This window comes from Streptomyces sp. NPDC087310 (assembly GCF_044744405.1).
In the GTDB taxonomy this organism is placed as follows: Bacteria; Actinomycetota; Actinomycetes; order Streptomycetales; family Streptomycetaceae; genus Streptomyces.
In genome coordinates this window covers 130,593-152,936 of sequence record NZ_JBIUYF010000001.1, presented here as the reverse complement: position 1 = coordinate 152,936, position 22,344 = coordinate 130,593, and the positions used below count along the sequence as shown (strand labels likewise).

Sequence of the window (22,344 nt, the reverse complement as noted above, 5' to 3'; positions counted from 1 at the left end):
GCCGCGGGGTGCTTGTGGCGCGGCGAGCACGGGGGGCGGGCAGCGGTGGCTGAGGCAGACGGGGAGGTGGAGCACTCACCGGCACAGGAAACGGACCGGGCCAGTGGCGAGGGGATCGCGGACGACAACGCGGTGATGCTGTTGTCTGAGGTGCCGGAGGGGCTGGCCGAGTGGGTTCCGCTGCTGACGCAGGCGCAGCTGCGCGTGGAGTCTCCGCCGAAGCCGGCCGGGTCGGCGTTGGGGGCGGGGCTGGCCGGAGCGGTGGCGCAGCATCCGTGGGTGGTGCGAGTGGCATCGGCGGCTTCGGCACCGGCCGCGAAGCGGGTCACGGTGCTGTTGGCGAGCGTGCGCCCGCAGGTGGGACTGAAGGACCTGCCGCTGGTGGGCTCTCGTGTGCCGGCGGGGATGGGGGAGCTGACGGGGCTGGGGTTTGCCGCCCGCAGCAAGGCCGAGCCGGGGGAGGTGACCGCGGACTGGGCTGACTTGGTACGGCTGTTGTCGCCGGGAACACCGGAGGAGGCCGGGCTGCAGCTGGAGGAGAAGGATCTGCAGAACGCTGCGGCGGCTGTGGGGGTGGAGGTGTCCCTGGGGGCCGGGGTGTCGGCGGTGCGGGTGTGGGTGCCGCTGGGCGGAGGTGTGAAGAAGAAGACACGCGGGACCGGTCATCAGGGCCGAGAGGTCTTCTACGACGGCGCGGCGGCGTCGGCGGCGCTATGGGTGGCGGTAAACAAGACGCTCGGGCCATTGCAGGTCCACCGAGTGGGAGCGGTGTTGGCGGGGGGCGCGCAGACCTCGGTCGGTGTGCTGGTGGATGCCTCGTTCGGCGCGGGCCCGGTGGTCTTCGCCACCACCGGGCTGGGACTGGAACTGTCCCGGTCGAAAACCGGGGACTTCGAGGTCGCCGGGCGGCTGGACGGGCTGGGTCTGTCGTACCGGGCGGGCGGGGTGGAGGTGTCCGGGGCGCTGGCACGCGACCCTCAGTACAAACCCCCGGAGCTGCTGGTGGCGGGCGCGGTGAAGGTCACCACGCCGTCGGTGGGGCTGACGGCGTCGGGGATGTACGCGCATCTGAAGGGCGGGCTGACCTCGGCGTTCGTGATCGGCAAGTTGACCGGACTGGAGGTGCCGCTCGGCCCGGTGGTGCTGACGGGGCTGACCGCGGGGTTCGGCTACAACTCGACCCTGGTGCTGCCCGCCTCGGCGCGGGAGGTGGCCTCGCATCCTCTGATGGCGGCCGAGCTGCCGGTGGACCAGGGAGCGCTGCAGACGCTGGAATACCTCAAGGCTCACGTACATCCGGCGCCGGGCAGTGTATGGGCCGCGGCCGGCGCCACGTTCCAGGTCTTCAAGCTCGTGGACGTCACCGCGGTGGTGGCGCTTCAGGTGGCGCCGGGCGATGTGATCGTGCAGCTGCTGGCGGAGGCGTCGGTGCGCTTTCCGCAGACCGGTACCGCCTACGCGCAGCTGGCGCTGGACATGGACGCGTCCTACCGGTCCTCGACGGGTGCGATCGCAGTGCTGGGGGAGCTGGATCCGGCCCGCTGCTATCTGCTGCACCCGGATGTGCACCTGACGGGCGGGTTCGCGTTCTGCACATGGATCAGCCCCTCCGCGCACTGCGGGGATTTCGTGGTTACCCTCGGTGGCTACCACCCCGACTACCAGCGGCCCGCGCACTACCCGGCGGTGGAGCGGCTGGGCCTGAACTGGGCCGCCGGCGGTCTGAAGATCAGCGGGGAGTGCTACGCGGCCGTCACACCGTCGATGGTGACTCTCGGCGGCCGGCTGGAGGCATCCTGCTCCTCCTCTTGGGCCAGCGCCTCGCTGGAAGCCCACCTGCATGTGGCCGTGCACTGGGAGCCGTTCTCCTACCTGGTGGATCTGGGGATCACGGCGCGGGTGACGGTGCCCAGTCTGGGCCTGAACCTGCATCCCGGACTGACGCTGACGGTGTGGGGGCCGCCCACCGGCGGGACGGCCACCATCTCGTTGCCCGTCGTACCCGACCTGACGGTGAAATTCGGCGCCGACCGGCCCGCCGCCGAGCAGCAGTTGTCCTGGGCCGAGTTCCACGAGCGGATCCTGCACGGACGCCAGCCCGACGTGCAGGTCACCGCCGGGCTGCTGCCGGACCCGGCGGACAAGACGGAGCAGCAGAAGAAGAAGGACAAGGACAAGGGCAAGAAGGTGCTGGGGGTGTCGGCGCACGACTTCACCCTGGTGCTGAGCACGCCGCTGCCCTGCTCGCAGCTGGAGGTCACCGGCAAGGACGGCAAGGCCACATCGGTGCTCGACGAGAGCACCCATCCGCATCCGCAGGTGAACATCCGGCCCATGGGCAGCAAAGGCGCCAAGGTGACCACCACGTGCACGGTGACCGTGGCGCAGGGCGGCAAGCCCGTGCAGCCGGCCGGCTGGCAGACCAACGTTCTGACCTCCAAGGTTCCCGCGAGCGCCTTCGGCGAACCACTCAAGGCGGGCAAGGCGCCCGCCGCGCGCGGAGCGGAGGAACTCGTAGACGAGGCGGTGACCGGCCTCGAGATGGTCTTCGGACCGCGAGCCAGCCATCCGCTGGATCCCATCAAGGAAGACGACCTGGACAACGACTACGCCAAAGACGGCGTGGTGCCGGCCTGCGCAACAGCTGACGCGACGCCGACGGCCGGCTCTCGAGACCGTGCCCATCAGGCTCTTGGCAAGTCCGAGAAAGCCACCCGCCAGACGCTGATGCGCGAATGGGGCCGCTACGGGCTGCAGGTGGGCGCCGTCGAGGAGCCGACCGGCTTCTGCGAGCGACTGTGGTCGATGACCGGTGCCGAACCGCTTGCCATGACCTCCTGATGTGAAAGGCACTGACGCGATGAGCACTCGGACGCTGCGTGTCACCCTGGCCGAGCGGCACGGCCCGTCCCTGCCCGCCGGCACCTACACCGTCACCGCCCGACAGGCCGCGCCCACCGGGGCGAGCGGGGACGCGCTGACGCACGAGGCAGAGCTGCAGGTGCGGGTCCCGCGGTTCGCCCTGGCCGCTACGGACGTGATCACCGCCCAGCCCGTGCCGGGCTCGGTCGGGGAGATGGATCTGACCATGCCGCACATTGTGCTGGCCAGTTCCGCTCTGCCCTGGTCGCGCCCCCTGGACGCGAACGATGAGCAGGTGCCGTGGATGTCGCTGCTGGTGGTCCGCGAGGACGACATCCTGCCCGGCCCCGGCGGCGCTGTCCTGACCCCTCGCACCGGCAAAGACCTCACCGGCGTCACATCAGGGGTGGCCCTGCCAGATCTGGGCACGCTCAGCGACGCGGACCAGGTCACGCCCTGCCTGACGGTGGACATCAAAGCCGAGCGGATCGCCGACTTGATGCCGCACCGCGGGGAGCTGCGCTGGCTGACCCACGTACGCACCGTGGACATTGCCGCGGAGGATGCCAAGGGCGGCAAAGGCGGGGACAACGACGCCGGGAACAAGGCAAAGCAGGAGGAGGCGGAGCAGCCCGGGTGGCAGCCGGGTGACTTCGCTGCGGTGGCCTCCAGCCGGCTGCCGCGCGCCGCCGGTGCCTGCACCGCCGTGCTGGTGTCCCTGGAAGGCTGGGCTGACTACGCGTTCCTGGGCGGCAGCACCGCGCTGCCCACGCAGGCGAAGGCGGTGCGGATGGTCGTGTTGTGGTCGTGGACCTTCACCGCGACCGGCAAGGGCCGGCTGGCCGGCTTCCAGGGTCTGGCCGAAAAGCTGTCCGCCGACAGCAGGCGTGATGACGGCCTGCTGCGCCTGCCGCGGACGGTGCGGAAGAAGAAGAATCGAACGCGGCCCACGAAGCAGGCCGAGCACGTCATCAGCCGGCTGGAGGCCGGTGCGGTGCCGGTGGGATGGCAGCTACCGACGGGTGAGCGCGTCCCGGCCTGGTACCGCGGCCCCTTCATTCCCCACCCGTCCCCGTCCCTGGCGGGGCAGGCGCCGTTCACCAGTGCGGATCAGGCCCTGGTGGTGTGGGAGAAACACGGCGTGTATGACGTCGGCTACGCTGGCGCGTTCACGGCGGGGCAGCTGCTGGGCCTGGCCCACCCGGAACTGGGCCAGACGCTGCAACAGGCGCGTGGTGCCGCTCATCGCGCCGTGCGCGCCAGCTTGGCCCCGGCGGGGACCGGCACGGCGGGGCCGTTCGGCTGGCTGAACGGCGCCCCGAGCATGCCCGGCCGTCTGGAGCAGACACTGGCCGGTGACGTCGCCCAGAAGATCACCAAGGGTCTGAAGGCGCTCAGCGGCGGCGCCGTGGAAAAGTCCGGGACGCTATCCCTGGGCACCGCGGTCGGCGCAGCGGCGCCGCCTGCGGCTGCCGAGCCCGGCAGTGCGACGGGGTCACCGGGCCTGACCTGCCAGGAGGTGATCGACGCCCTCACCACCCCCCGCGCCGCGCCGGCCACGGACTCCGGCCCCGCTGCGCGGAAGGCCAGTGAGCGCGAGGTGCTCCTCGGCCAGGCCGTACAGGCAGCCGGTGACGCCGTGGCGCACACGGTCCGCTTCTATGGCGACAAGGTCGCTCAGGCGCTGCCCGCCTGGTCGAAACTGATCGCCCAGATCCCTTTCCACTTCCTCATCCCGCACGAGGGCATGCTGCCCGAGCACAGCATCCGCTTCTTCCATCTCGATGCGCTGTGGCTGGATGTGATGGTCGCCGGCGCGCTGCGCTGCGGTGCCGTCACTACCCTGGACCACTACACCACCGATCTGCTGCACCACCTGGTGCGCGACGACAGCGATCCCGTCCTGCTCGGTGCACAGCCGCAGACGGGCTGCCTGGTGCGCTCGCCGCTGATCGCCCAGTGGCCGGACCTGATCGTTGAAGCGTTCAGCAAGAAGGCCGGGACCGAGACACCGGTGCCCGTGTCCACCATCCATCCGCTCAGCGACGTGCTGCTGGTGCTGTTCGCCGGCCCGCTGCCGGACCGGCTGCAACTGCGCGAGCCTCCGCACGGCCTGAGCCTGGGGCTGGACGCGGAGGGGGTGATGGATCTGCGGGCCCCGGTGCCCATGAAGGACGCCCATGGGAAGGATCATCCGGAGGTCGCACCGGGCCGGCACCTGACCGACTGTCAGGCCACCGGCATCACCACCCGGGCCGACAAGAGCGCCGGCGGCTCGGCGTCCGAAGTGCTGCGCATCGATGACGACAGTGACGGCTGCCTGACAGCGCGGCTGAAGGCGGCGTACAAGGACGCCGGGGTTCCCGCCTCGCATGTCCTCGGCCCGGCCTCGGCCGCCCTGCAGATACTCAACAAAAGCGGAGTCGTCGAGTTCCGCGCCGCAACCTGACCTGCCTTTTCCCCGGCCGCCGTGTTCGTGGCGCTGTGCGCCCCACAGTGCCCCGCGGCGGCCTGACCTCAGGAGACAAGAGTTCGGTGAGTGACGACCCCACCGTTGTGACCGTGCCGATGCGCATGGACGCCCTGCTGATCAACCCAGAACTATTCAAGAGCCAGGTCTTTTACCGCTCCGGCCTGGATTTCTACAACCCCTTCGACTTCACCGACCCCGAGGGCCGGCCCCTGGACCACAGCAGCGGGGAGGACAAAGAGGAAGAAAAGCAGGAGCGGGGGGTGCATCTGCACTGGCACATCCCCGAAGCCCTCGGCCGCGGCCGCGTCGACCTCGGCGGCGACGCATCGGCCGGCCACACTCCCGCCGCGGCCGACGTCACCTTCCCTGCCGTACCGAACCGCTGGCTCGTCCTGCGCCACCACCAGACCGCAGCCGGCCAGCCGCCGGCCGTGGCGGGCTGGCTACTGCACAGCGACCACACCAGTCCGGACGACCTCGGGCCCGACCACCCCCATGGTGCCACCAGCCCGGCCGGGCCCAACCTGTTCCTGGGCTGGCACACGAGCCTGGCCACGGCCGCCGTCGACGCGCCGCCCGAAGACCAGGCTCTGGCGCGTCTGACCGTGCTGGGCCCTGCGAACCTGGCCGCGTTCGCCGCCTACCAGCCCTACTGCCGTGACGTGTTCTCTTTCCACGACCCCTTGACCGCCGACGGCAACGACGAGCCGGGCACCTTGGCCAACGGAACCCTCAGCTACCTGGTCACCGGCTGGCACGCGGCCGCGGGCGACGACCTGACGGATTCCGCCAACGTCCAGGCATTGCTGGCCTTCCACGGCACCCTGGCCACCACCGGAACCGACCCGGTGGCACGGCTGGCCGAGGCACTGCGGCTGAGCAACTGGACGCCGCCCGCCGGCGGGCTGGCCGCCACCGCCCGCACCGTGTACCACGCCACCGTCCTGGCCCTGCCGTGGAACAACGCCGAACACGCCGACGCCCCAAACGGCGCCCGGCCCGCCGGCACCGGCCAGCAGGTCCTGGTCGCGGTCGGCCACGACGTGGCCGATGCCACCGACGTCCTCATCGAAAACAGTCTCCCAGCCGACCCCAAGGACGCCAAGGTCACCCGGGCCCGCAAAGCCGAACTGCTGCGGGCCTTTCACACCGGGCGCCTGGAGCTCGCCGACCACGCCGCCCAGCCCGCCGACGAGCCCTTCCTGTTCCAGGCGGCCCACCATCGTGACCGCTTCCGCGCCACCCCGGCCGGGCACCGCTGGCACCTTACCAACGTCCAGCCGGCCCCCGATGCGACCCGCGATGCGCAACTGGCTGCCCTCAACCAGGCACAGAAGCACCTGGACGACGCCTTGTACCGGGCGCAGATCCTGCGCTGCCGGCTGTGGGACGCCTGGTGGCTGGCCGCCGGTAAAGACCATGAGGACGGGACCGGAAAGAACGGGGCCTCCGCGCTGACCGGCGACCTCAAGGAGCAACTGGCAAAGGCCCTCGCCGCGGCGGCGGCCGCCGCCACCGCACGCGACGACGCCAAGGCGGCGTTCGGCAAGGCCTATCACGACACGGCGCTCGTGGCCGTTCCCCTGGAACCCTTCTATCACGCGTCGGACCCGGCGGTGGTGCTGCGCGGCACCGGCAGTCCGCCCGAGCGGCCCCTGCGCCGCGAGAGCGATCTGCCCACCCGCGCCCCGGGCCAGCTGCTCACCGCCCTGAGCTCACACGACAAAGACACAACGGTGGCGCTGGAAGCCCCCGCCTTCGACAAGCTGCCCCGGCCGCCCGGCCTGGCCACCGTCCTCGATGCCCTGCCCGCCGTTCTGCAGGCCGCAGTCAAAGCCATGGCGCGCGAGCTGTACGTGCTGCACGCTGCCGCCTGCCACATCCAGGCCGACCCCGGCGCGGACCTGACCACGCTCAAGGCACCGGACAGCTCCTCCCAACTGCGGCTGACCGTACCGGCCGAGAAGGGTGCAAGTCTTCAGCGCGTCCTGCCCGCCTACACCACCACCTGGTGCCAGCCGTGGACGCCGCTGCTGCTGGAGTGGCGCCTGACCTACCACCCGCTGCCCTACGACCGCGACGGCAGCAACCAGCCGCCGTACTGGGTTTTCGACGGCTTCCGCCGCCAGATGGATGCCGCAACCGACACCGTCAAGGCCGCACACGCAGCCCCCGGACACCCGCTGCTGGGCCGCTCCCTGCTCGCACCGGTACCCCGCTTCACGCTGCAACGGCGCGCCGACGCCTACCGCGACACCTACCAGGACACCGGCGTCAGCAACCTGCCCAACCTCCTGGAGCGGTTCCGGGACGAGGTCACCCACTGGGACCTGCAGTCGGCCACTCTCGGCGGGCTGCACGCCGCCCTGTCAGGGCGCTCCACCGCCGCCCTGCGCGCCCCCCTACCCACCGCCGCGGCGGGCCTGCTCACCGACCCGCAGATGCAATGGCCCGACCCCGAGCGCTGGGACACCCGCCAGCGCATCCACGCCACCCAGTTCTGGCTCAACGACACCGTCCTGATCGACACCTTCGGCCGCTCCACCCGCCTCATCCCGGTCGACGACGCGCACGACGCGCAGACCTACCACGTCTACCGCGCGGCCAGCGTACGCCCGAACCCGAAGACCACCGTGGAGACCCAGAACGCCGACCGGTTCATCCAGTTGCCGCCCCGGCTGGCCGAAGGCGCCCGGCTGCGACTGACCGCCCGCCCCGCACACGCGGACCTCTCCGGCGGCGGCGACAAAGAGTACGACGACGAACGCCAGACACAGGACCTGCCCGTAGTGGGCTGGGTCGTCGTACGCGACAGCGCGGACGCGGCCCGCATGACGCTGGACCTCTACGGCTCCGACGCCGACGCCCTGGGCACACTGCGCCGGATCGGCCCGGCGAACGTCCCGGCCCGCCAGGCGGTCAGCTGGCGGGCCCTGCCCGGCTCCACCATCCACACCCCCGCCGACGTCCACGCCGAAAAGTTCACCGAACACGGGCCATTGCTCGCAGCGTTCGTTCGCTCACTGCTCGATAAAACCCCCGACACCCTGGCCGCTGACGCCACTCGTACCACGGGCCAGCCCACCGACAAAGCCCTGCGCTTCGCCGACCTCGCCGACGTCGTCGATCTGGCCCTGACCTCCACATACCCGCCGCCCGGCCGCACAGTCGGCACCGCCCTGGCCGCCGGGCGCCTGCTGGCCCTGGTCCACCTGCGCGCCCATATCGAAGTCGATGGCACCCACGGCAAGGACAGCGACCCACACCCCGACCGGCGCTGGCCCATCCGCCTGGGCACCCCCGGCGACCTGCGCTGCGGGCTGGTCGGTTACTACCCCGACGCCGACTGCCATGCCTTCCACACCGACCACCGCCCGCGCCAATACGACACCGACCACCCCTGGCCGCGTACCGACTACGTACCGGCCATCGGCGACGGCGCCACCTACTCGGCCCAGGCCCACCCCCGCCCCGACGACCCCACCAAGAACGCCCCGCCCGGCGCCGGACACGCCCTGGTACTCATGGACCCCTTCCAGGCCATCCAGGCCCACACCGACATCCTGCCCACCACCGCCTTCCAACTCCCCCGCACCCTGGTCGAGCAGGCCATCAGCCGTCTGTGCCTGGCAGTCCCCTTCGGCCCGGCCCTGGCCCACACCACCACGAACGGCACCGCGCGCCTGACCCTGCCCGCCCCCAGCCCCGCCGGCACCTGGAATCTGGCCACCCGCACCGGCGACACCTGGCAGCAGACCCCCCTGACCACCGGCGGCATCCCTCCCGTCCTGACCCCCACCACCCCCGACGCCCGCACCGGCCACCTCACCTACACCCCTAAGGACCCCGCCACCTCATGATCACCACCACACCACCCCCACCCGAATCCGGCGTCACCCTTCACCCCGCCGTCTGGACCACCCCCCAGCCCGGCGAGACGGCACCGCAGCGCCTGCACATCCGACTCAGCCAGGCCGCCCCCGCTTCCGGCCTGCGCCTGACCTGGCCCACCGACCCTGCCGGCCCCCACCTACAGCCCACCGCCTGGACCACCCCCACCTCCGGCTGGGAACTGAACACCGCCACCCCCGGCACCATCACCGCCCGCCGCACCCCCACCGCACCAGGCCCGGCGGCCCACCTCGACCTCGACGGCATCATCCCCGGCCCCATCCCCGGCCCCATCCCTATCACCATCACCACGATGCACACCGACACCGGCCGCGGCACGGGTGCCGGCACCGCCCGCCAGGCCGCCTCGCAGCACATCCTCTACCTCGACGGCACCGACAAGCCGCAGATCACCGCCTACGAAGCCAAGGACGTCCAAGTCGACCGGCAGAACAAGACCACACTGTCGTGGTCCTTCCCCCGCACTGACGGGGCGTTCTACCTCACGCAGGCCGACAACACCTCCGCCCCGGCCGAGCAGAAGATCGACCCGCAACACAAAGACAAATTCTTCACCTGGACCACCCCGCCACTGACTGCCGACACCGCCTTCGCGCTTCTATGGAAGGGGAGGATCAACGGCGAGGAACACACCACCGCCACCTGCCTGACCCTGGTCATGGTCAAGGACGGCGACATCAGCGCCGGCACCCTGTCCGCGAACAACCGCGTCAGCCTCTTCGGTACCCCCCAGAACCTGGACAAGCTCAAGGCCGGCGACCGCTACGGCCCCGCGCCCACCGACGGCATCGCCCTGGCCAGCCTGCGCCTGCCCACGAATCAGAACAGTGCCACCGCCACCGTCTCGGTTCTCCTGTCCACGGGAGAGACCCTGGACCGCGTGCTGACAGTGACCACCGACCTCGACGAGGCCAACACACAAGTCCCCGTTCCCTGCGGGGCCGTCCTCGACATCGTCGATCTCACTCAGGCTGCCACGCTCAGCCTGTGCTGGGTACCGATGGGCACAGCAGCGGACAACACCCTCAAGCCCACCAAGGATTAGTGGGAACACGTGAGCGACCTGCGCCTGACCTACGACGTCACGCCCTATGTGGAGCTGGGCGAACAACACGCAATCATCGCCTTCACCTGCACCGCCCCCCAAGGCGGAGGCACAGTCAACATCCAGAGCATCTCAGCCGTCCTGCCCTGCGGCAGCGCGGACACCGACCTCCTGGCCACCGCCAAGGACGACAACGTATCCGTCCGAACCCCCAGCAACGCGTGGCGCAGCTTCACCAAGACATCCGCCAAGACCGTCGAAGCCGGCATCCGGCCCAAGAACAAACAGCAGCTGTCCCTCGAGGCCGGCCACACCCTCAAGTGGTACATCGTCGTGCCGGTCATCACCGTTCCGGGCACCGCAAACCTGACCCTGAAGGAAAAAACCGACAAAGAATACCAAGTGCCCCTGCCCCTGCCGAAGACGTCCCCGGGCTTCCACCTCGGCGAACTCCAGCCGCAGCGCTACGCCATCCGCGCCGGCGAGACCACCTCCCTGACCTGGAGCGCCAAGCCCAAGGGCTACACCCTCTCCTCCGTCCTTGACTACAGCACCCCCGAAGGCCCACGGAAACTGCCCATTCCCGCCGGGGACACCACCACCGGCGACAAACTGCCGCCACTGACGCACAGCACCAGCTTCCGCCTGCAGACCAGCGTCACCCCGCCCAAGGGTCAGGGAAACCCCTTCGCCGTCCCCCTGACCACTTTCGTCACCGTCAGCTTCCCCGGCCTTGCGGCCACGCGGCTCACCGCCCGCAGCACCCGCCTGCTCCAGCAGCCCTACAACGGAGGCGGCGACCTAACGGACTACGACCGCCAGTGGCGCACCAAGCCCGTGGATACCACCCTGCCCGCGGCCACCGACGGGCTGCTGAGCATCACCGCCCAGGGCGAGACCTGCGACGTCACCCTCACGGCAACCCTCGACCACGGCTCCACCACCTACCACACCATGCAGCTCACCACTCGCGACGAACGCGACCTACTGATGCCCGTACCCTGCGGATACACGGTTCACCTCAGCGCCCTCTGCCGCGACACCGCCGGAAAAGACCACAACTACCTCCTCACCCTTAACTGGCAGCCTTTCGGCATCGGCAACCCCCTGTGACCCATCATGTGTTTCTCGCGCCGGAACCACCACTGCCTGCCGGTGATCGGGCCGTGATCACACCACCATGCTGCTCGACGGCCGGGGCACGAGAGGCCTTCTTCGACCGCCCTCGCGCGCAGCGACCGACGCCCTCTCTATACGAGTCCGGCTGACGGCTCGATGCGGTCGTACGAGTAGAAGGCTGACCGCGAGCAGGCACGCTCCGCTCGTACGTCGGCCCGCACGTCCCCGTGCGACAACACCATGTCCGACAGGGGACTTGACTAGTGAATGGCACAGCACGCTGATCTCGAGCCTTCCAACGCCAGGCACTCGAACTCCTGAAGGCCGCAGTCACCGCGGGGGACGCCGCGCTTCCACGGCACCTGGCCTACCTCACCGACCGGTTCTGGTCGCGGCCGGCGAACTCCAGGTGTACGGAACTCAGTACACCGACGACGCAGACGGCTCGAACCTGCGCCTGCAGCCCGTCACCGACCCCGACCAGCTCGATGAACGCCGCGCCGCGGTGGGTCTGGAACCCTCTGCGGAGTACGACCGACGCATGCGCGGGTTGAAGGACTGAGGGAACATATGGAGGCTGGCGCCGAAGCTGTCTTCGCAGGCCGGCATGTGGAAGCCGACGCGAAGCTCAGGGGGTGCGACCCACACGAAGGCGGAGACTGGCGTCGCCAACACCGCCGCCCTGATGCACTGCCGTACGCAGGGATACGTACCGATCACCCCATATCGACCCAGCAGGAACCCCGCGGCCCTCGACCTGGTCGAGCGGCTGCGCTCCACGCTGCCGTCTGCCGCGACGGATTGGCGGCTCAGTGGACTCGGGCCATCACCGACCACCCGGAGGACGGTCCTCCGTCTCGCTGTGCCGGGCGCTCCGCTCCTCGACAGCGAGTGCGGTCGGTGGAAGCCCGTCGCGCAGCAGGGAGATGTTCGGTCCGGTGAGCGGGTTACGGGGGAAGGCGATCACCGGGTCGGCGCTCCGCCCCTGTGCACGACGGAAAGAGTCCGTCAAGGCAACCCCCTGTAGATAAGGATCTTGTCGTGAGGGACGGACGGGTCGGCGACCCGGCCCGTGCCGGTCACGCACCATGCGTGCTCGAAGGCACCGATCAGCGGGTCGGTCGAGAGTGCATATCCCTCGCAGTAGGTCCAGCCCTCACAGTCGGCCCACTCGTGAGCGGCAGCAAAGCAATCACCGCTCCGCCGCGGCCTGCTGGTCCACGGTGCGGGGGCGTACCAGCGGCCGTGGACGAGGACCAGATCGGCGAATGTCGGGTGCGCCCAGGTGTCTGATCCGTCGAGGACAAGAGAGCGCAGGAGTTCGAGCCACTGGTGCGAGCACGGCCCGGCGAAGGAGAGCTCCGTGGCGGACCCAGGCCGCCGAGAACACCGGTGAGTACGCTGAGCTGTGCTCAACGGCTACAAGTTCCTTGAGGAGAAAAGCCTTGGTTTCGGTCGTCCCGCGCCATCCCTTCCCCACGGAGAACGCGGAAGTAGCACTCACCGCGTTCAAGGAGAGCGCGGAGAGTTGGATCGGTGGCCTGGAGGCGGATTCGACTGGTCTGGGCGAAGCCTTGGCCACCACGCTCCTGGTGGCCAAGGTGCACTGCCTGACGGATCCGCGGGTGGCCTATGGGTTTGGTCAAGCTGGTCGGGCGGGTTGGGGTTTGTAGAAGGTGCCGTCGCGGAGCATCGCGAAGAGGACATCGGCTCGTCGTCTCGCGAGGCAGAGGAGGGCCTGGGTGTGGTGTTTGCCCTGGGTGATCTTCTTGTCGTAGTAGGCCCGGGAGGCCGGGTCGCCCAGGGCTGCGAACGCGGAGAGGAAGAAGGCCCGTTTGAGTTGTTTGTTTCCCCTTCGGGATGGTTGTTCGCCTCGGATGGAGGAGCCCGAATTGCGGGTTGCCGGGGCGAGTCCTGCGTAGGCGGCGAGGTGGGCGGCGGAGGGGAAGCTGCTGCCGTCGCCGACCTCGATGAGGATCCTGGCTCCGGTCCTGATCCCGACTCCCGGCATCGAGATCAGGACCTGGGAAAGAGGGTGGGCCTCCAGCAGTTCCTCGATCCGCCCGGCCAGGAGCTTGCGCTGGTCGAGGACGGCGGCGAGCGAGCCGGCCAGGCTCGGGACGATCAGGGCGGCCGCTTCGGTGCCGGGAACCACCACGGTCTGCTCGTCCAGCGCGGTGAATATGTCCTCGACCAGGCGCTCGGCCATCCGCGGCGCTCACGTGCATCCTTCGGTCGTGCTTGTGCCCGGCCTCGTCCACGGCACCGATCCGCCACATCCACATTACGAAGAGCCTCCCGACCTGCGAAGAGTCGGTGGTCATGCCCCTAATCAGCGGTCAGTCAGTGAGCCCTTTCCAACCTGTCTCTGAAGTGCGGCAGTTGGGCTGACAACATGGTGAAGCCCCTGGTAGATGGGTTTTCGACCAAGAGAACCGTCTCCACCAGAGGCTTCACGTGCTTGTTTACCCGTCGGGCGTCGACGTGTCCAGCTCCGCCCTCCGTTTCCTCACGCAGCAGTTGCGGCGGCATCGCCGTGCGATCGGTTCCCGTTGGCGGCGCCTGAGTGCCGGCCGCCAGGCCCTGCTGACACTCGCCCATCTGCGGGTGGGGCACACGTACGCCCAGCTCGCAGCCGGGTCCGGCGTCGGAACCACGACGGCCTACCGCTATGTCACCGAGGCTGTCCAACTCCTGGCCGCCCTCGCCCCCAGCCTGGCCGACATGGTGCGGACCGCGTCGATGAAGGCGTATCTGATCCTGGACGGCACGCTGCTGCTGATCGACCGCATTGCCGCGGACCGGCCGTTCTACTCCGGCAAACACAAGAAACACGGGATGAACGTGCAGGTCATCGCAGACCCCTTCGGCCGACTGCTATGGGCCTCACCGGCCCTGCCCGGCGCCGTCCATGACATCCGCGCGGCCCGCGAACACGGCATCGTCGATGCCCTCGCCGAGGCCGGCATCAAGTGCTGGGCCGACAAGGGTTACCGGGGTGCCGGCGGCACGGTCCGCATCCCGTGCTGGGGACGGTGGGAGACCCTCTCCGCAGGCCAGAAGGCAGTGAACCAGTCTCACGCGAAGATCCGGGCACTCGTCGAGCAGGCCGTCGCCACCCTCAAGTCCTGGCGACTCCTCCGCAAACTGCGGTGCTCAACCACCCGGATCACCAGCCTCGTCCAGGCCGTCCTCACCCTTCATCTGACCAGCTCAGAGTGAAGATGGAAAAGGCTCAGTGACGCGTACTCGCCCGTGGTCGTGATCTCACCCACGAACCACCTGCCGATACGGCCGTCCCGCACGTCGATGAACTTTCCTGTCCAGCCGTCCTGGTCCGACAGGAACGGGATCCACTCATTGCGCCAGAACGGATTGTCCGGCTGATCCGGAGGGTTGACGCCACTGGGCGTGAAGTGGTTCGCGTAGAGCTTCTCCATCGCTCGGATGCCCGGAAAGAAACTTCCCTCGTCCGGAAACCCGGCGAAACCGCAACACGCCACATCGTCGTCCACATCTTCCTCAGGAAGATCAAGATTGTTCTGCATCAGCCACGCCCACAGTTCCTGATGAAGCTGGATGCCCATCCGTTCCTCGGTGGCCGCAAGTATCTGTTCCGTGGCTGGCCCGGGCAGATCCGCATGATCGGCCGGGGCGTGCTCCCGAAGCACCCTCATCACGCGGGGCCAGCTCTCCACCACACTCATTCCCCACTACTCTCTGCCTGGACGCCCTGTACGGCTGCGTCGCTTCGGCAGGTACGGGCAGTCCAAGGTTACAGAGCATAGAAACTCCATGATCACGGACGTCCGTGCCTGCTCTGCACCGGACTCCACCCAACATGACGAGACGTCAGCAACCGGGCATCAACCGACTATGCCGAAGCCCTGCCAGCGCCCTGCCCACCGGCCGCCTCCTGATTCACGCGGAGGCGACTCGCTTGTGCCAGATACCGGGGTCTGCGAGTTCGCTTGCCAGGGGGATCAATTCGGGATTCGGCCAGACACGGTTGAATGTGTCGAGTCCGAATTCGGCAATGACGGCCGTGACGAATTGGGCTCCAACCACGTACGGGCTGGGCCCACTTCGCGTCTTCTTGATCACGTCGCGCTCGGCGCGCTGCTGGCAGAGGTCGGAGCGTGGCGTCAGATCGTAGTTGACGGGGGCGGCGAGAAGTTGGTGCGTCACCAGTTGATCGGCCCAGCGGGCATGCTTCAGCAAGGTGCTGCACAGCGTGGTTTGCCGTTCCCCTCAATTGGGGCATGGCTGTGGCCCAGTTGAATGTCTTGGCCGCTGTCTGCAGATGGTGTACCAACTCGTGCGCGACGACCTGGTAGAGATATTTGCTGTCAGACATGACGCCTGTGTGATGCGGAGCCTCGGGAACGAGGTGCGTCTCGGCGCTGCCGTCGTCGGTCATAACCGTGTGTCCAGCGACCATCGGCCAGGCCAACTCGGCCATACCCGTAAACTTCTCGATGCTGTCCCGGGCCGCGGCCTGCGCGTCGGGCCTCCGGACGGACGACCCCCCGACGCACTGTCATCCCCCGCGTACACGTGGCCCCGAGCGGGCCCGGCCCCTTCCGGCCGGGCCCGCTTCTCCATGTGTGACGCCCTCGGCGGGCAGTGCGTCGAAGCGCTTCGATCGGACTATGGACAGTTCATGGGCCTGCCAATTACTCTCGAAGGCGGTGTTGTCGAAGCGCTTCACCCCCACAACGGCCCGCCTTGGAGAGCTGAATGGTCACCCTCGCCGATGTAGCTCAGCATGCCGGAGTCTCCGCCAGCACGGTGAGCTACGTCCTCAGCGGCAAGCGGTCCATCTCCGCCACCACACGGGAGCGTGTCGAGCGCAGCATCGAGCAGCTCGGCTACCACCCCAACGCGGGGGCCCGCGCCCTGGCCAGCAGCCGGTCCAACATCATCGCCCTGATGATGCCGCTGCGCACCGACATGTATGTGCCGGTGATGATGGAGATCGCCCTCGCCGTCGCCACCACGGCCCGCACCTTCGGGTACGACGTGCTCCTGCTCACCGGCGAGGAGGGCCCGACCGCGGTGCGCCGCATCGAGGGCAGCGCCCTCGCCGACGCGATGATCCTGATGGACGTGGAGCTGCACGACGACCGGCTGCCGCCGCTGCGCGAGGCGCACCGCCCCGCCGTCCTGATCGGACTGCCCGCCGACACCGCGGGACTGAGCTGTGTCGACCTGGACTTCGCCGCCGCGGGCGCCCTCTGCGCTGAGCATCTCGCCGGGCTCGGGCACCGGGAGATAGCGGTCATCGGCGAGGCCCCGGGCTTCTACGAACGGCTCACCGGCTTCGCCGAACGTACCCTGAGCGGACTGCGGGAGCGCAGCGGGGAGCTGGGCCTGCGGGTGCTGCACCGCCCCTGCGAGGGCAGTTACGCGGCGGTCTCCGCCACCGTCGGCCGGATCTTCGACGAGCGGCCCGGCACCACCGCCTTCATCGTCCAGAACGAGGCCGCCACCGACCCACTGCTCGCCCTGCTGCGCCAGCAGCGCCGCGCGGTGCCCGAGGACGTCTCGGTGGTCGCCATCTGCCCCGACCAGGTCGCCGTCCACGCCTCGGTCCCGCTGACCTCCGTCGCCGTCCCGGCGCAGGAGATGGGGCGGCGCGCGGTCGAGCAGGTCGTGGCGAAGCTCGCGGGGCGCGGCACGGACGAGGTCGTACTGATCAAGCCGGAGCTGACCGTACGGGAGAGCGCGGGTCCCCGGGCGGCACCCGGGAACCCGCTCTGATCCTGACGTACCGTCAGCTCCCGCTGACCGAGAAGCTGTTCGTGGTGAAGTCCAGGCCGCCGGAGGACGAGGTGATCTCGTACCCGAACTGGACGTCACCGACGGTCACATTGCCCCACCACCCCTTGGTGTCCTTGATCCACTTGAGGATCGGCAGGACGTCGACCGTTCCGGAGGTGGAGTTCGAGGTGCGCAGGAACGAGAACACCTCGTTGGAGCCGTTGGACCCCTTGTAGACGGTCCAGGAGTGGCCGCCGAGGGTGAGCGAGCCCTGCGAGGTGCCGAGCGGGCCCACCGCGCCGCGGTAGTTCATCCAGAGCATGATCTCGTAGTCGTAGTTGCTGTCCCAGATGTCGTACGAGGTGTTGTAGGCACCCGACGACGGCACGGTGACGTTGTAGCTGCTGCGCAGCGAGGACAGCGAGTTCAGCGGTTTCCCGATGACCTTCTTGGCGTTGGGGTACGACTTGATGCCGCCGGTGTTGGGGTGGTTGGCCCACACGCCCCAGTTGGACGAGGAGTTGGCCCAGATGGTCTGGGCGCCCGCGCCCGAACCCCAGATGTTGTTGTAGAGGATGTAGTTGTCGGACGTGGTGTAGTTGCCCCACTGGTCCGACGAGGACCAGATCGCCGCCTGCGCGGGTGCGGCGGCGAAGCCGACGAGCGCGGCGAACGCGACCACCGGGGCGAGCAGCAGTCGTTTCCAGATACGCGGTGCCATGGTGTCCCTTCCATGGGTGGGGGAGTACCGCGGCCCCGGGTCGGAGCCGCGGCCTCGCCGGCCGGTGAGGCCCGTGGAGCACGGAGGGCTGTGGGGGTGCCGGCGAAGGTCGTGGGCTGGGGCGGTGTGGTGCGGGGTGATGCCGTACGGGAGGGGCCTACGTGGGGAGCGCGCGCAGGACGGCGACGCCGAAGCGGTCCAGCTCGACCGCCCCGTCCACGGGCCGGTCGCCGAGCACCTCGTGACGGCGGCCGGCGACCGGGACCGTGACGGCCTTCTCGCCGTGGTTGAGCAGGAAGAGCAGCTCGCCGCGGCGCACCGCCTCCACCCCCTCGGGCAGCCCCTCCAGCGTGGGGCAGACCCCGGCGCCCTCGGCGACCCGTGCCAGCAGCGCGCGCAGGGCCGCGGGCTCGGGGAGCGTCGAGACGTACCAGGCCCTGCCCCGGCGGACGACGGCCGGCAGCCCGGCCAGCTCACCGCCGCAGTACGAGGCGACGGCCTCGCCCGTGGACAGCTCCAGCTCCTCCGACCAGAGGCCCGCGCGGAACCCGTCACACTCCACGCTCTCGTCCGCGTCGAGTGGCCACCACTCGTGGAGTGTGGCGATGCCGAACAGCGCGCGCAGCCGCGCGTCCATGGCGCCGTCGCGCACCCGGTCGTCCTCGTCGGCGATCCCGGTGAGGAAGCCGCACACCAGGGTGCCACCGCCCGCGACATAGCCGACCAGGTTCTCGATCGCGGTGTCGTCGAGCAGATAGAGATGCGGGAGGACCACCAGCCGGTACGCGCTCAGATCGTGGTCGGGCCGGGCGAAGTCGGTGGGCAGGTTCGACTCCCACAGGGCGCGGTGCCAGGCCCGTACGATCGCCGCGTGGTCGAGGTGGGTGGAGAGCCGGCCGTCCTGCTGGTCCGCCCACCAGGAGTCCCAGTCGTGCAGGACGGCGATCTCCGCCGCCACCCGGGTGCCCGACACCTGCGGTCCCAGCAGGGCGAGGTCCGCGCCGATCCGCTTGATCTCCCGGAAGGTGCGGCCCTTCTCGCCCGCGTGGCTGAGCATCCCCGAGTGGAACTTCTCGGCGCCCTGCCGTGACTGGCGCCACTGGAAGTAGAGAATCGCGTCGGCACCGCGGGCCACGGACTGGAGCGACCAGAGCCGGTTCAGCCCGTACGGCTTGGGGTGGTTGACGCCCCGCCAGTTGACCGGGCCCGCCGCCTGCTCCATCACCGCCCACGGGCCCTTCGCCTGGGAGCGTGTCATGTCGCCGATCATCGCGCCCAGTTGACCGCCGAGGGGGTCCTTGGGATCCGGATAGATGTCGACCGAGACGACATCCTCGTGCTCCGCCCACTTCCAGGCGTCCTGGCCGATCCAGAACGGCATGAAGTTGCTCGTGACGGGGATGTGCGGGGTGTGGCGCGCGACGATGTCACGCTCGGCGACGTAGCACTCCAGCAGCGCGTCGGAGGTGAAGCGCCGGAAGTCCAGGGCCTGCCCGGGGTTCTTCATGTACTGGGCGCGCCGGGGCGGGATGATCTCCTCCCAGGAGTCGTACCCCTGGCTCCAGAACGCCGTGCCCCAGGCTTCGTTGAGCGCGTCCAGAGCGCCGTACCGGCCCCGGAGCCAGGTACGGAAGTGCCGGGCCGTCCCGTCGCACCAGCAGTGTGTGCAGTACTCGTTGTTGATGTGCCACATGTGCAGCGCCGGATGGCCGCCGTACCGCTGTGCCAGGTCCTCGGTGAGGGCGGCGGCGTACTCGCGGTAGACGGAGGAGCTGGCGCAGAACTGCTGCCGCGAGCCCCACCACACGGTCCTGCCGTCCTCGTCGCGCGGCAGGGTCTCCGGGTGACGGGAGCCCATCCACGGCGGCGGCGAGGCGGTCGGGGTGGCCAGGATCACGCCGACGCCGTTGCTGTCCATGAGGTCCATCAGCCGGTCCAGCCAGCCGAAGTTCCGTGCCCCCGGGCGCGGTTCGAGCTTCGCCCAGGAGAAGACGCCCAGCGTCACGGAGTTGACCCCGGCCTCCTTCATCAGGCGCGCGTCCTCGAACCAGGTCTCCTCGGGCCACTGTTCGGGGTTGTAGTCGCCGCCGAACAGGACCCGGCCACGCGTGGAGTCGTTCAGGGAAGGCATCAGGCGGGGTCTCCGTACTGGATGCCACGGCCGTTGGTGCCGAGATAGACCCGGCCGTGGACACGGGGGTCGCCGGTGATGGTCTCCCCGGTCCACCCCCACTGGTGGGCGTCGTCGTTGATCCGGATCCAGGTGGCGCCGGTGTCGTCGGAGCGGTACACACCGACGAAGTTCTCCGTGGCGCCCGTCTGGAAGACGGCGGGGTACGAGGCCCCCGGGGCCGCCTTGCCGAAGCCGAGGGCGTACGAGCCCCAGCAGCTCGTGAGCCTGGTGAAGGACGTCCCGCCGTCGGTGGACCGGTACAGGCCGTTCCACTTGGCGGAGAGCCAGAGGTCGCCCGTCCTGCCCGGCGCCGCCGCGATCCGGAACTGGACGTCCCCCGACGGCAGCCCCGACGCGCCCTTCACGAAGGTCGCGCCGCCGTCCGTGGACCGGTACACCGCGCCGCCGTCGGTGTCGTACACGTAGAACCGCCGGGGATCCACCGGGTCCGCGACCGGCACCGCGCCCTTGGGGAACGTGGTCACCTCGCTCCAGGCCGCGCCGTTGTTCGTGGAGCGGAAACCGGGGTGCTTCGTACCGTCCCAGTGGACGAACGACCACAGCAGCGTGGCACCGTCGGCGCTCACCGCGATCGGCCCCGGCGCGGTCGAGGCGATCGCGGGCTGCGCCGCGAACGGCGCCCAGCTCCGCCCGCCGTCGTTCGAGTAGGCCCCGTTGCCCGCGTCGCCCCAGCCGGCCCGCACCACGTACGCGGGCTTCAGGGTGGCCAGCGCCAGCCCGGTGGCCGAGCCGAAGACCGGGTTCGCGGCCATGCCCCGGGACGGGGAGGCGGTCAGCGAGTCGTGGTACATCACCCCGATGTCCCCGAGGCCGCTCAGCAGCGGGGCGGTCCCGGTCGGCGGCGAGACGAGCTGCCGCACCGCGGACTCCTCCAGACCGCGGATCTGCGGTGCCCAGCGCACCAGGTCGCGGGTGGCGAACAGGGTCGCGCCGGTCCCGTACACGAGGTGCTTGGAGTCGAACGGGTCGAGCGCGACGGCCTGGATCCACCAGCCGAACTTGGGCGCGGAACCACCCCAGTTGAGGTACGGGGTCTCCCGTACGTCCAGGACAGCGGTGTCCTTGAGCGAGGTCCAGCTCCGCCCGCCGTCGGTGGAGCGGAACAGGGTGTCGACGGGCCCCCAGCGGTTGTTGGTGGAGACGACGACCGTACCGGCGACCCGGGCGTCGACGGTCACACCGCCGTAGCCGAAGGCGTCACCCCCGGTGGGCCTGACCGGGGTCACATCCGTCCAGACACCGGTGGCGGTGTCGAGCCGGCGGACCGAGCCGTCGGTCTGGTTGTTGGGTCCCGGTGTGTTGGCGTACGTGACGTACAGGGCGCGGGTGGACGCGTCGTACGCCGCCCGGACCGGCACCTGCGCCGCCGCGCCGGAGGGCTGTCCGGGTACGGCCTCCCAGGTCACCCCGTCGCTCGTACGGTAGAGGGCGCTGCCGCCGTCGCCCCACCCCGCGTACACCACCCGCCCGGCGGCCACCAGCAGGGTGATCCCCTGGCCCGAGGCGTTCGGAGCGGGCGGGAAGGCGGCGGCGGACCAGGTGGCGCCCCGGTCGGTCGATCTGAGGAGCCCGTCGTGCCGGGTCCCGAGGTAGAGGGTGTCGCTGTTCAGCGGCGAGACGAGCAGCCGCTCACCGGTGCCGCGTCCGTCCTCGTTGCCGCCGAGCTTCACGGAGAGATCGCTGCGGCTCCACGTCGCCCCCCGGTCCGTGGAGCGCAGCACGGCGCCGTTGCCCGCCCAGGACTGCGCGTAGGCGCCGAGCGCGAGATAGACCCGGTCGGGCTGGGCGGGATCGACGGCGACCGCCTCGACGCCGAGCAGGTTGTAGTCGTCCCAGCCGAGATGGTCGGTGAGCGGGGTCCAGGTCGCGGTGGCGTCGTCCCAGCGGTAGGCGCCGCCGATGTCGGTACGGGCGTACGCGAGGCCCTTGACCGCCGGATGGAAGAGCACACCGGTGACGAACCCGGTGCCGCCGATGGCCGCGGTGCGCCAGCGGTACGCCTGCGCGGCGGCCACCGCGGCGGCCTCGCCCCGCGCGGCGCCCGTGGTGTTGCCCGGCCGGGGCGCGGCCGTCGCGGCGGACGCGCCGGTCAGCGCGAGCGCCACGGCGGCGCCGGAGGCGGTGGCGAGCACGGTACGTCGCTTGTGTCCCTGGTGCGGCTCGGACATGACGTCACCTTCCGTCGGTGGGGGGAGTGGACGAGCGGGGCGGTGTGCCGGTGGTGCGCGGACAGGAGGCAGGAGACAGGAGGCGGA

At 69.8% G+C, this 22,344-nt stretch carries 14 protein-coding genes and 1 pseudogene; 8 read left to right on the top strand and 7 right to left on the bottom strand.

The window, feature by feature from the left end:
• Positions 1 to 45 precede the first annotated feature (45 nt).
• The 6 genes from ACIO3P_RS00685 (at position 46) to ACIO3P_RS00660 (ending at position 11,973) form a co-directional block, all read left to right on the top strand.
• Positions 46 to 2,841 carry a DUF6603 domain-containing protein gene (locus ACIO3P_RS00685; protein ID WP_401849657.1) on the top strand — a complete coding sequence of 932 codons (2,796 nt, stop codon included), beginning with the start codon at positions 46 to 48 and terminating at the stop codon, positions 2,839 to 2,841.
• A gap of 19 nt (positions 2,842 to 2,860) precedes the next feature.
• The gene (locus ACIO3P_RS00680; protein WP_401849655.1) at positions 2,861 to 5,311 is read left to right on the top strand and encodes a hypothetical protein; all 2,451 of its coding nucleotides are present in this window, start codon (positions 2,861 to 2,863) and stop codon (positions 5,309 to 5,311) included.
• Positions 5,312 to 5,397: 86 nt separating this feature from the next.
• Positions 5,398 to 9,195 (top strand): hypothetical protein, encoded by a 3,798-nt coding sequence (locus ACIO3P_RS00675; RefSeq protein WP_401849653.1) that lies wholly within the window; start codon positions 5,398 to 5,400, stop codon positions 9,193 to 9,195.
• Positions 9,192 to 10,292: a hypothetical protein gene (locus ACIO3P_RS00670; protein WP_401849652.1), complete on the top strand. Its 1,101-nt coding sequence runs from the start codon at positions 9,192 to 9,194 to the stop codon at positions 10,290 to 10,292. Before ACIO3P_RS00675 ends, ACIO3P_RS00670 begins: the two co-directional genes overlap by 4 nt.
• 9 nt (positions 10,293 to 10,301) lie before the next feature.
• Positions 10,302 to 11,405, top strand: a complete 1,104-nt coding sequence (locus ACIO3P_RS00665) for a hypothetical protein (RefSeq protein WP_401849649.1) — start codon at positions 10,302 to 10,304, stop codon at positions 11,403 to 11,405.
• A 67-nt stretch (positions 11,406 to 11,472) separates the two neighbouring features.
• Positions 11,473 to 11,973, top strand: coding sequence for a DUF6624 domain-containing protein (locus ACIO3P_RS00660; protein WP_401849647.1), 501 nt, complete (start codon positions 11,473 to 11,475; stop codon positions 11,971 to 11,973).
• Positions 11,974 to 12,237: 264 nt separating this feature from the next.
• Here the strand turns inward: ACIO3P_RS00660 and ACIO3P_RS00655 are convergent, their stop codons facing one another.
• Both ACIO3P_RS00655 and ACIO3P_RS00650 read right to left on the bottom strand, forming a co-directional pair.
• On the bottom strand, positions 12,238 to 12,423 hold the full coding sequence (locus ACIO3P_RS00655) for a hypothetical protein (RefSeq protein ID WP_401849645.1): 186 nt from the start codon (positions 12,421 to 12,423) through the stop codon (positions 12,238 to 12,240).
• A gap of 630 nt (positions 12,424 to 13,053) precedes the next feature.
• A pseudogene (locus ACIO3P_RS00650) lies at positions 13,054 to 13,629 on the bottom strand (transposase); the annotation flags it as partial.
• A 239-nt stretch (positions 13,630 to 13,868) separates the two neighbouring features.
• Between ACIO3P_RS00650 and ACIO3P_RS00645 the strand changes: the two are divergent.
• On the top strand, positions 13,869 to 14,633 hold the full coding sequence (locus ACIO3P_RS00645; protein WP_401849643.1) for a transposase family protein: 765 nt from the start codon (positions 13,869 to 13,871) through the stop codon (positions 14,631 to 14,633).
• Here ACIO3P_RS00645 and ACIO3P_RS00640 read toward each other — a convergent pair.
• Together ACIO3P_RS00640 and ACIO3P_RS00635 are read right to left on the bottom strand one after the other, a co-directional pair.
• Entirely contained in the window at positions 14,612 to 15,118 is a 507-nt protein-coding gene (locus ACIO3P_RS00640; RefSeq protein ID WP_401849642.1) for an SMI1/KNR4 family protein, read from the bottom strand. The two genes, ACIO3P_RS00645 and ACIO3P_RS00640, sit on opposite strands and share 22 nt — an antisense overlap.
• A 214-nt stretch (positions 15,119 to 15,332) precedes the next feature.
• Positions 15,333 to 15,632: a zinc-dependent metalloprotease gene (locus tag ACIO3P_RS00635; RefSeq protein WP_401849640.1), complete on the bottom strand. Its 300-nt coding sequence runs from the start codon at positions 15,630 to 15,632 to the stop codon at positions 15,333 to 15,335.
• Between the two features lie 519 nt (positions 15,633 to 16,151).
• Here ACIO3P_RS00635 and ACIO3P_RS00630 point away from each other — a divergent pair.
• Complete coding sequence (locus ACIO3P_RS00630; RefSeq protein WP_329823948.1) at positions 16,152 to 17,174, top strand: LacI family DNA-binding transcriptional regulator; 1,023 nt, start codon at positions 16,152 to 16,154, stop codon at positions 17,172 to 17,174.
• A 13-nt stretch (positions 17,175 to 17,187) separates the two neighbouring features.
• On the opposite strand, the gene ACIO3P_RS00625 is transcribed toward ACIO3P_RS00630, so the two are convergent.
• From ACIO3P_RS00625 to ACIO3P_RS00615, 3 genes are all read right to left on the bottom strand, one after another.
• Positions 17,188 to 17,895: a GH12 family glycosyl hydrolase domain-containing protein gene (locus tag ACIO3P_RS00625; protein ID WP_329823949.1), complete on the bottom strand. Its 708-nt coding sequence runs from the start codon at positions 17,893 to 17,895 to the stop codon at positions 17,188 to 17,190.
• A gap of 157 nt (positions 17,896 to 18,052) precedes the next feature.
• Entirely contained in the window at positions 18,053 to 20,026 is a 1,974-nt protein-coding gene (locus ACIO3P_RS00620; RefSeq protein WP_401849638.1) for a beta-galactosidase, read from the bottom strand.
• The gene (locus ACIO3P_RS00615) at positions 20,026 to 22,257 is read right to left on the bottom strand and encodes a 1,4-beta-glucanase (protein WP_401849636.1); all 2,232 of its coding nucleotides are present in this window, start codon (positions 22,255 to 22,257) and stop codon (positions 20,026 to 20,028) included. Before ACIO3P_RS00615 ends, ACIO3P_RS00620 begins: the two co-directional genes overlap by 1 nt.
• Positions 22,258 to 22,344: the final 87 nt, after the last annotated feature.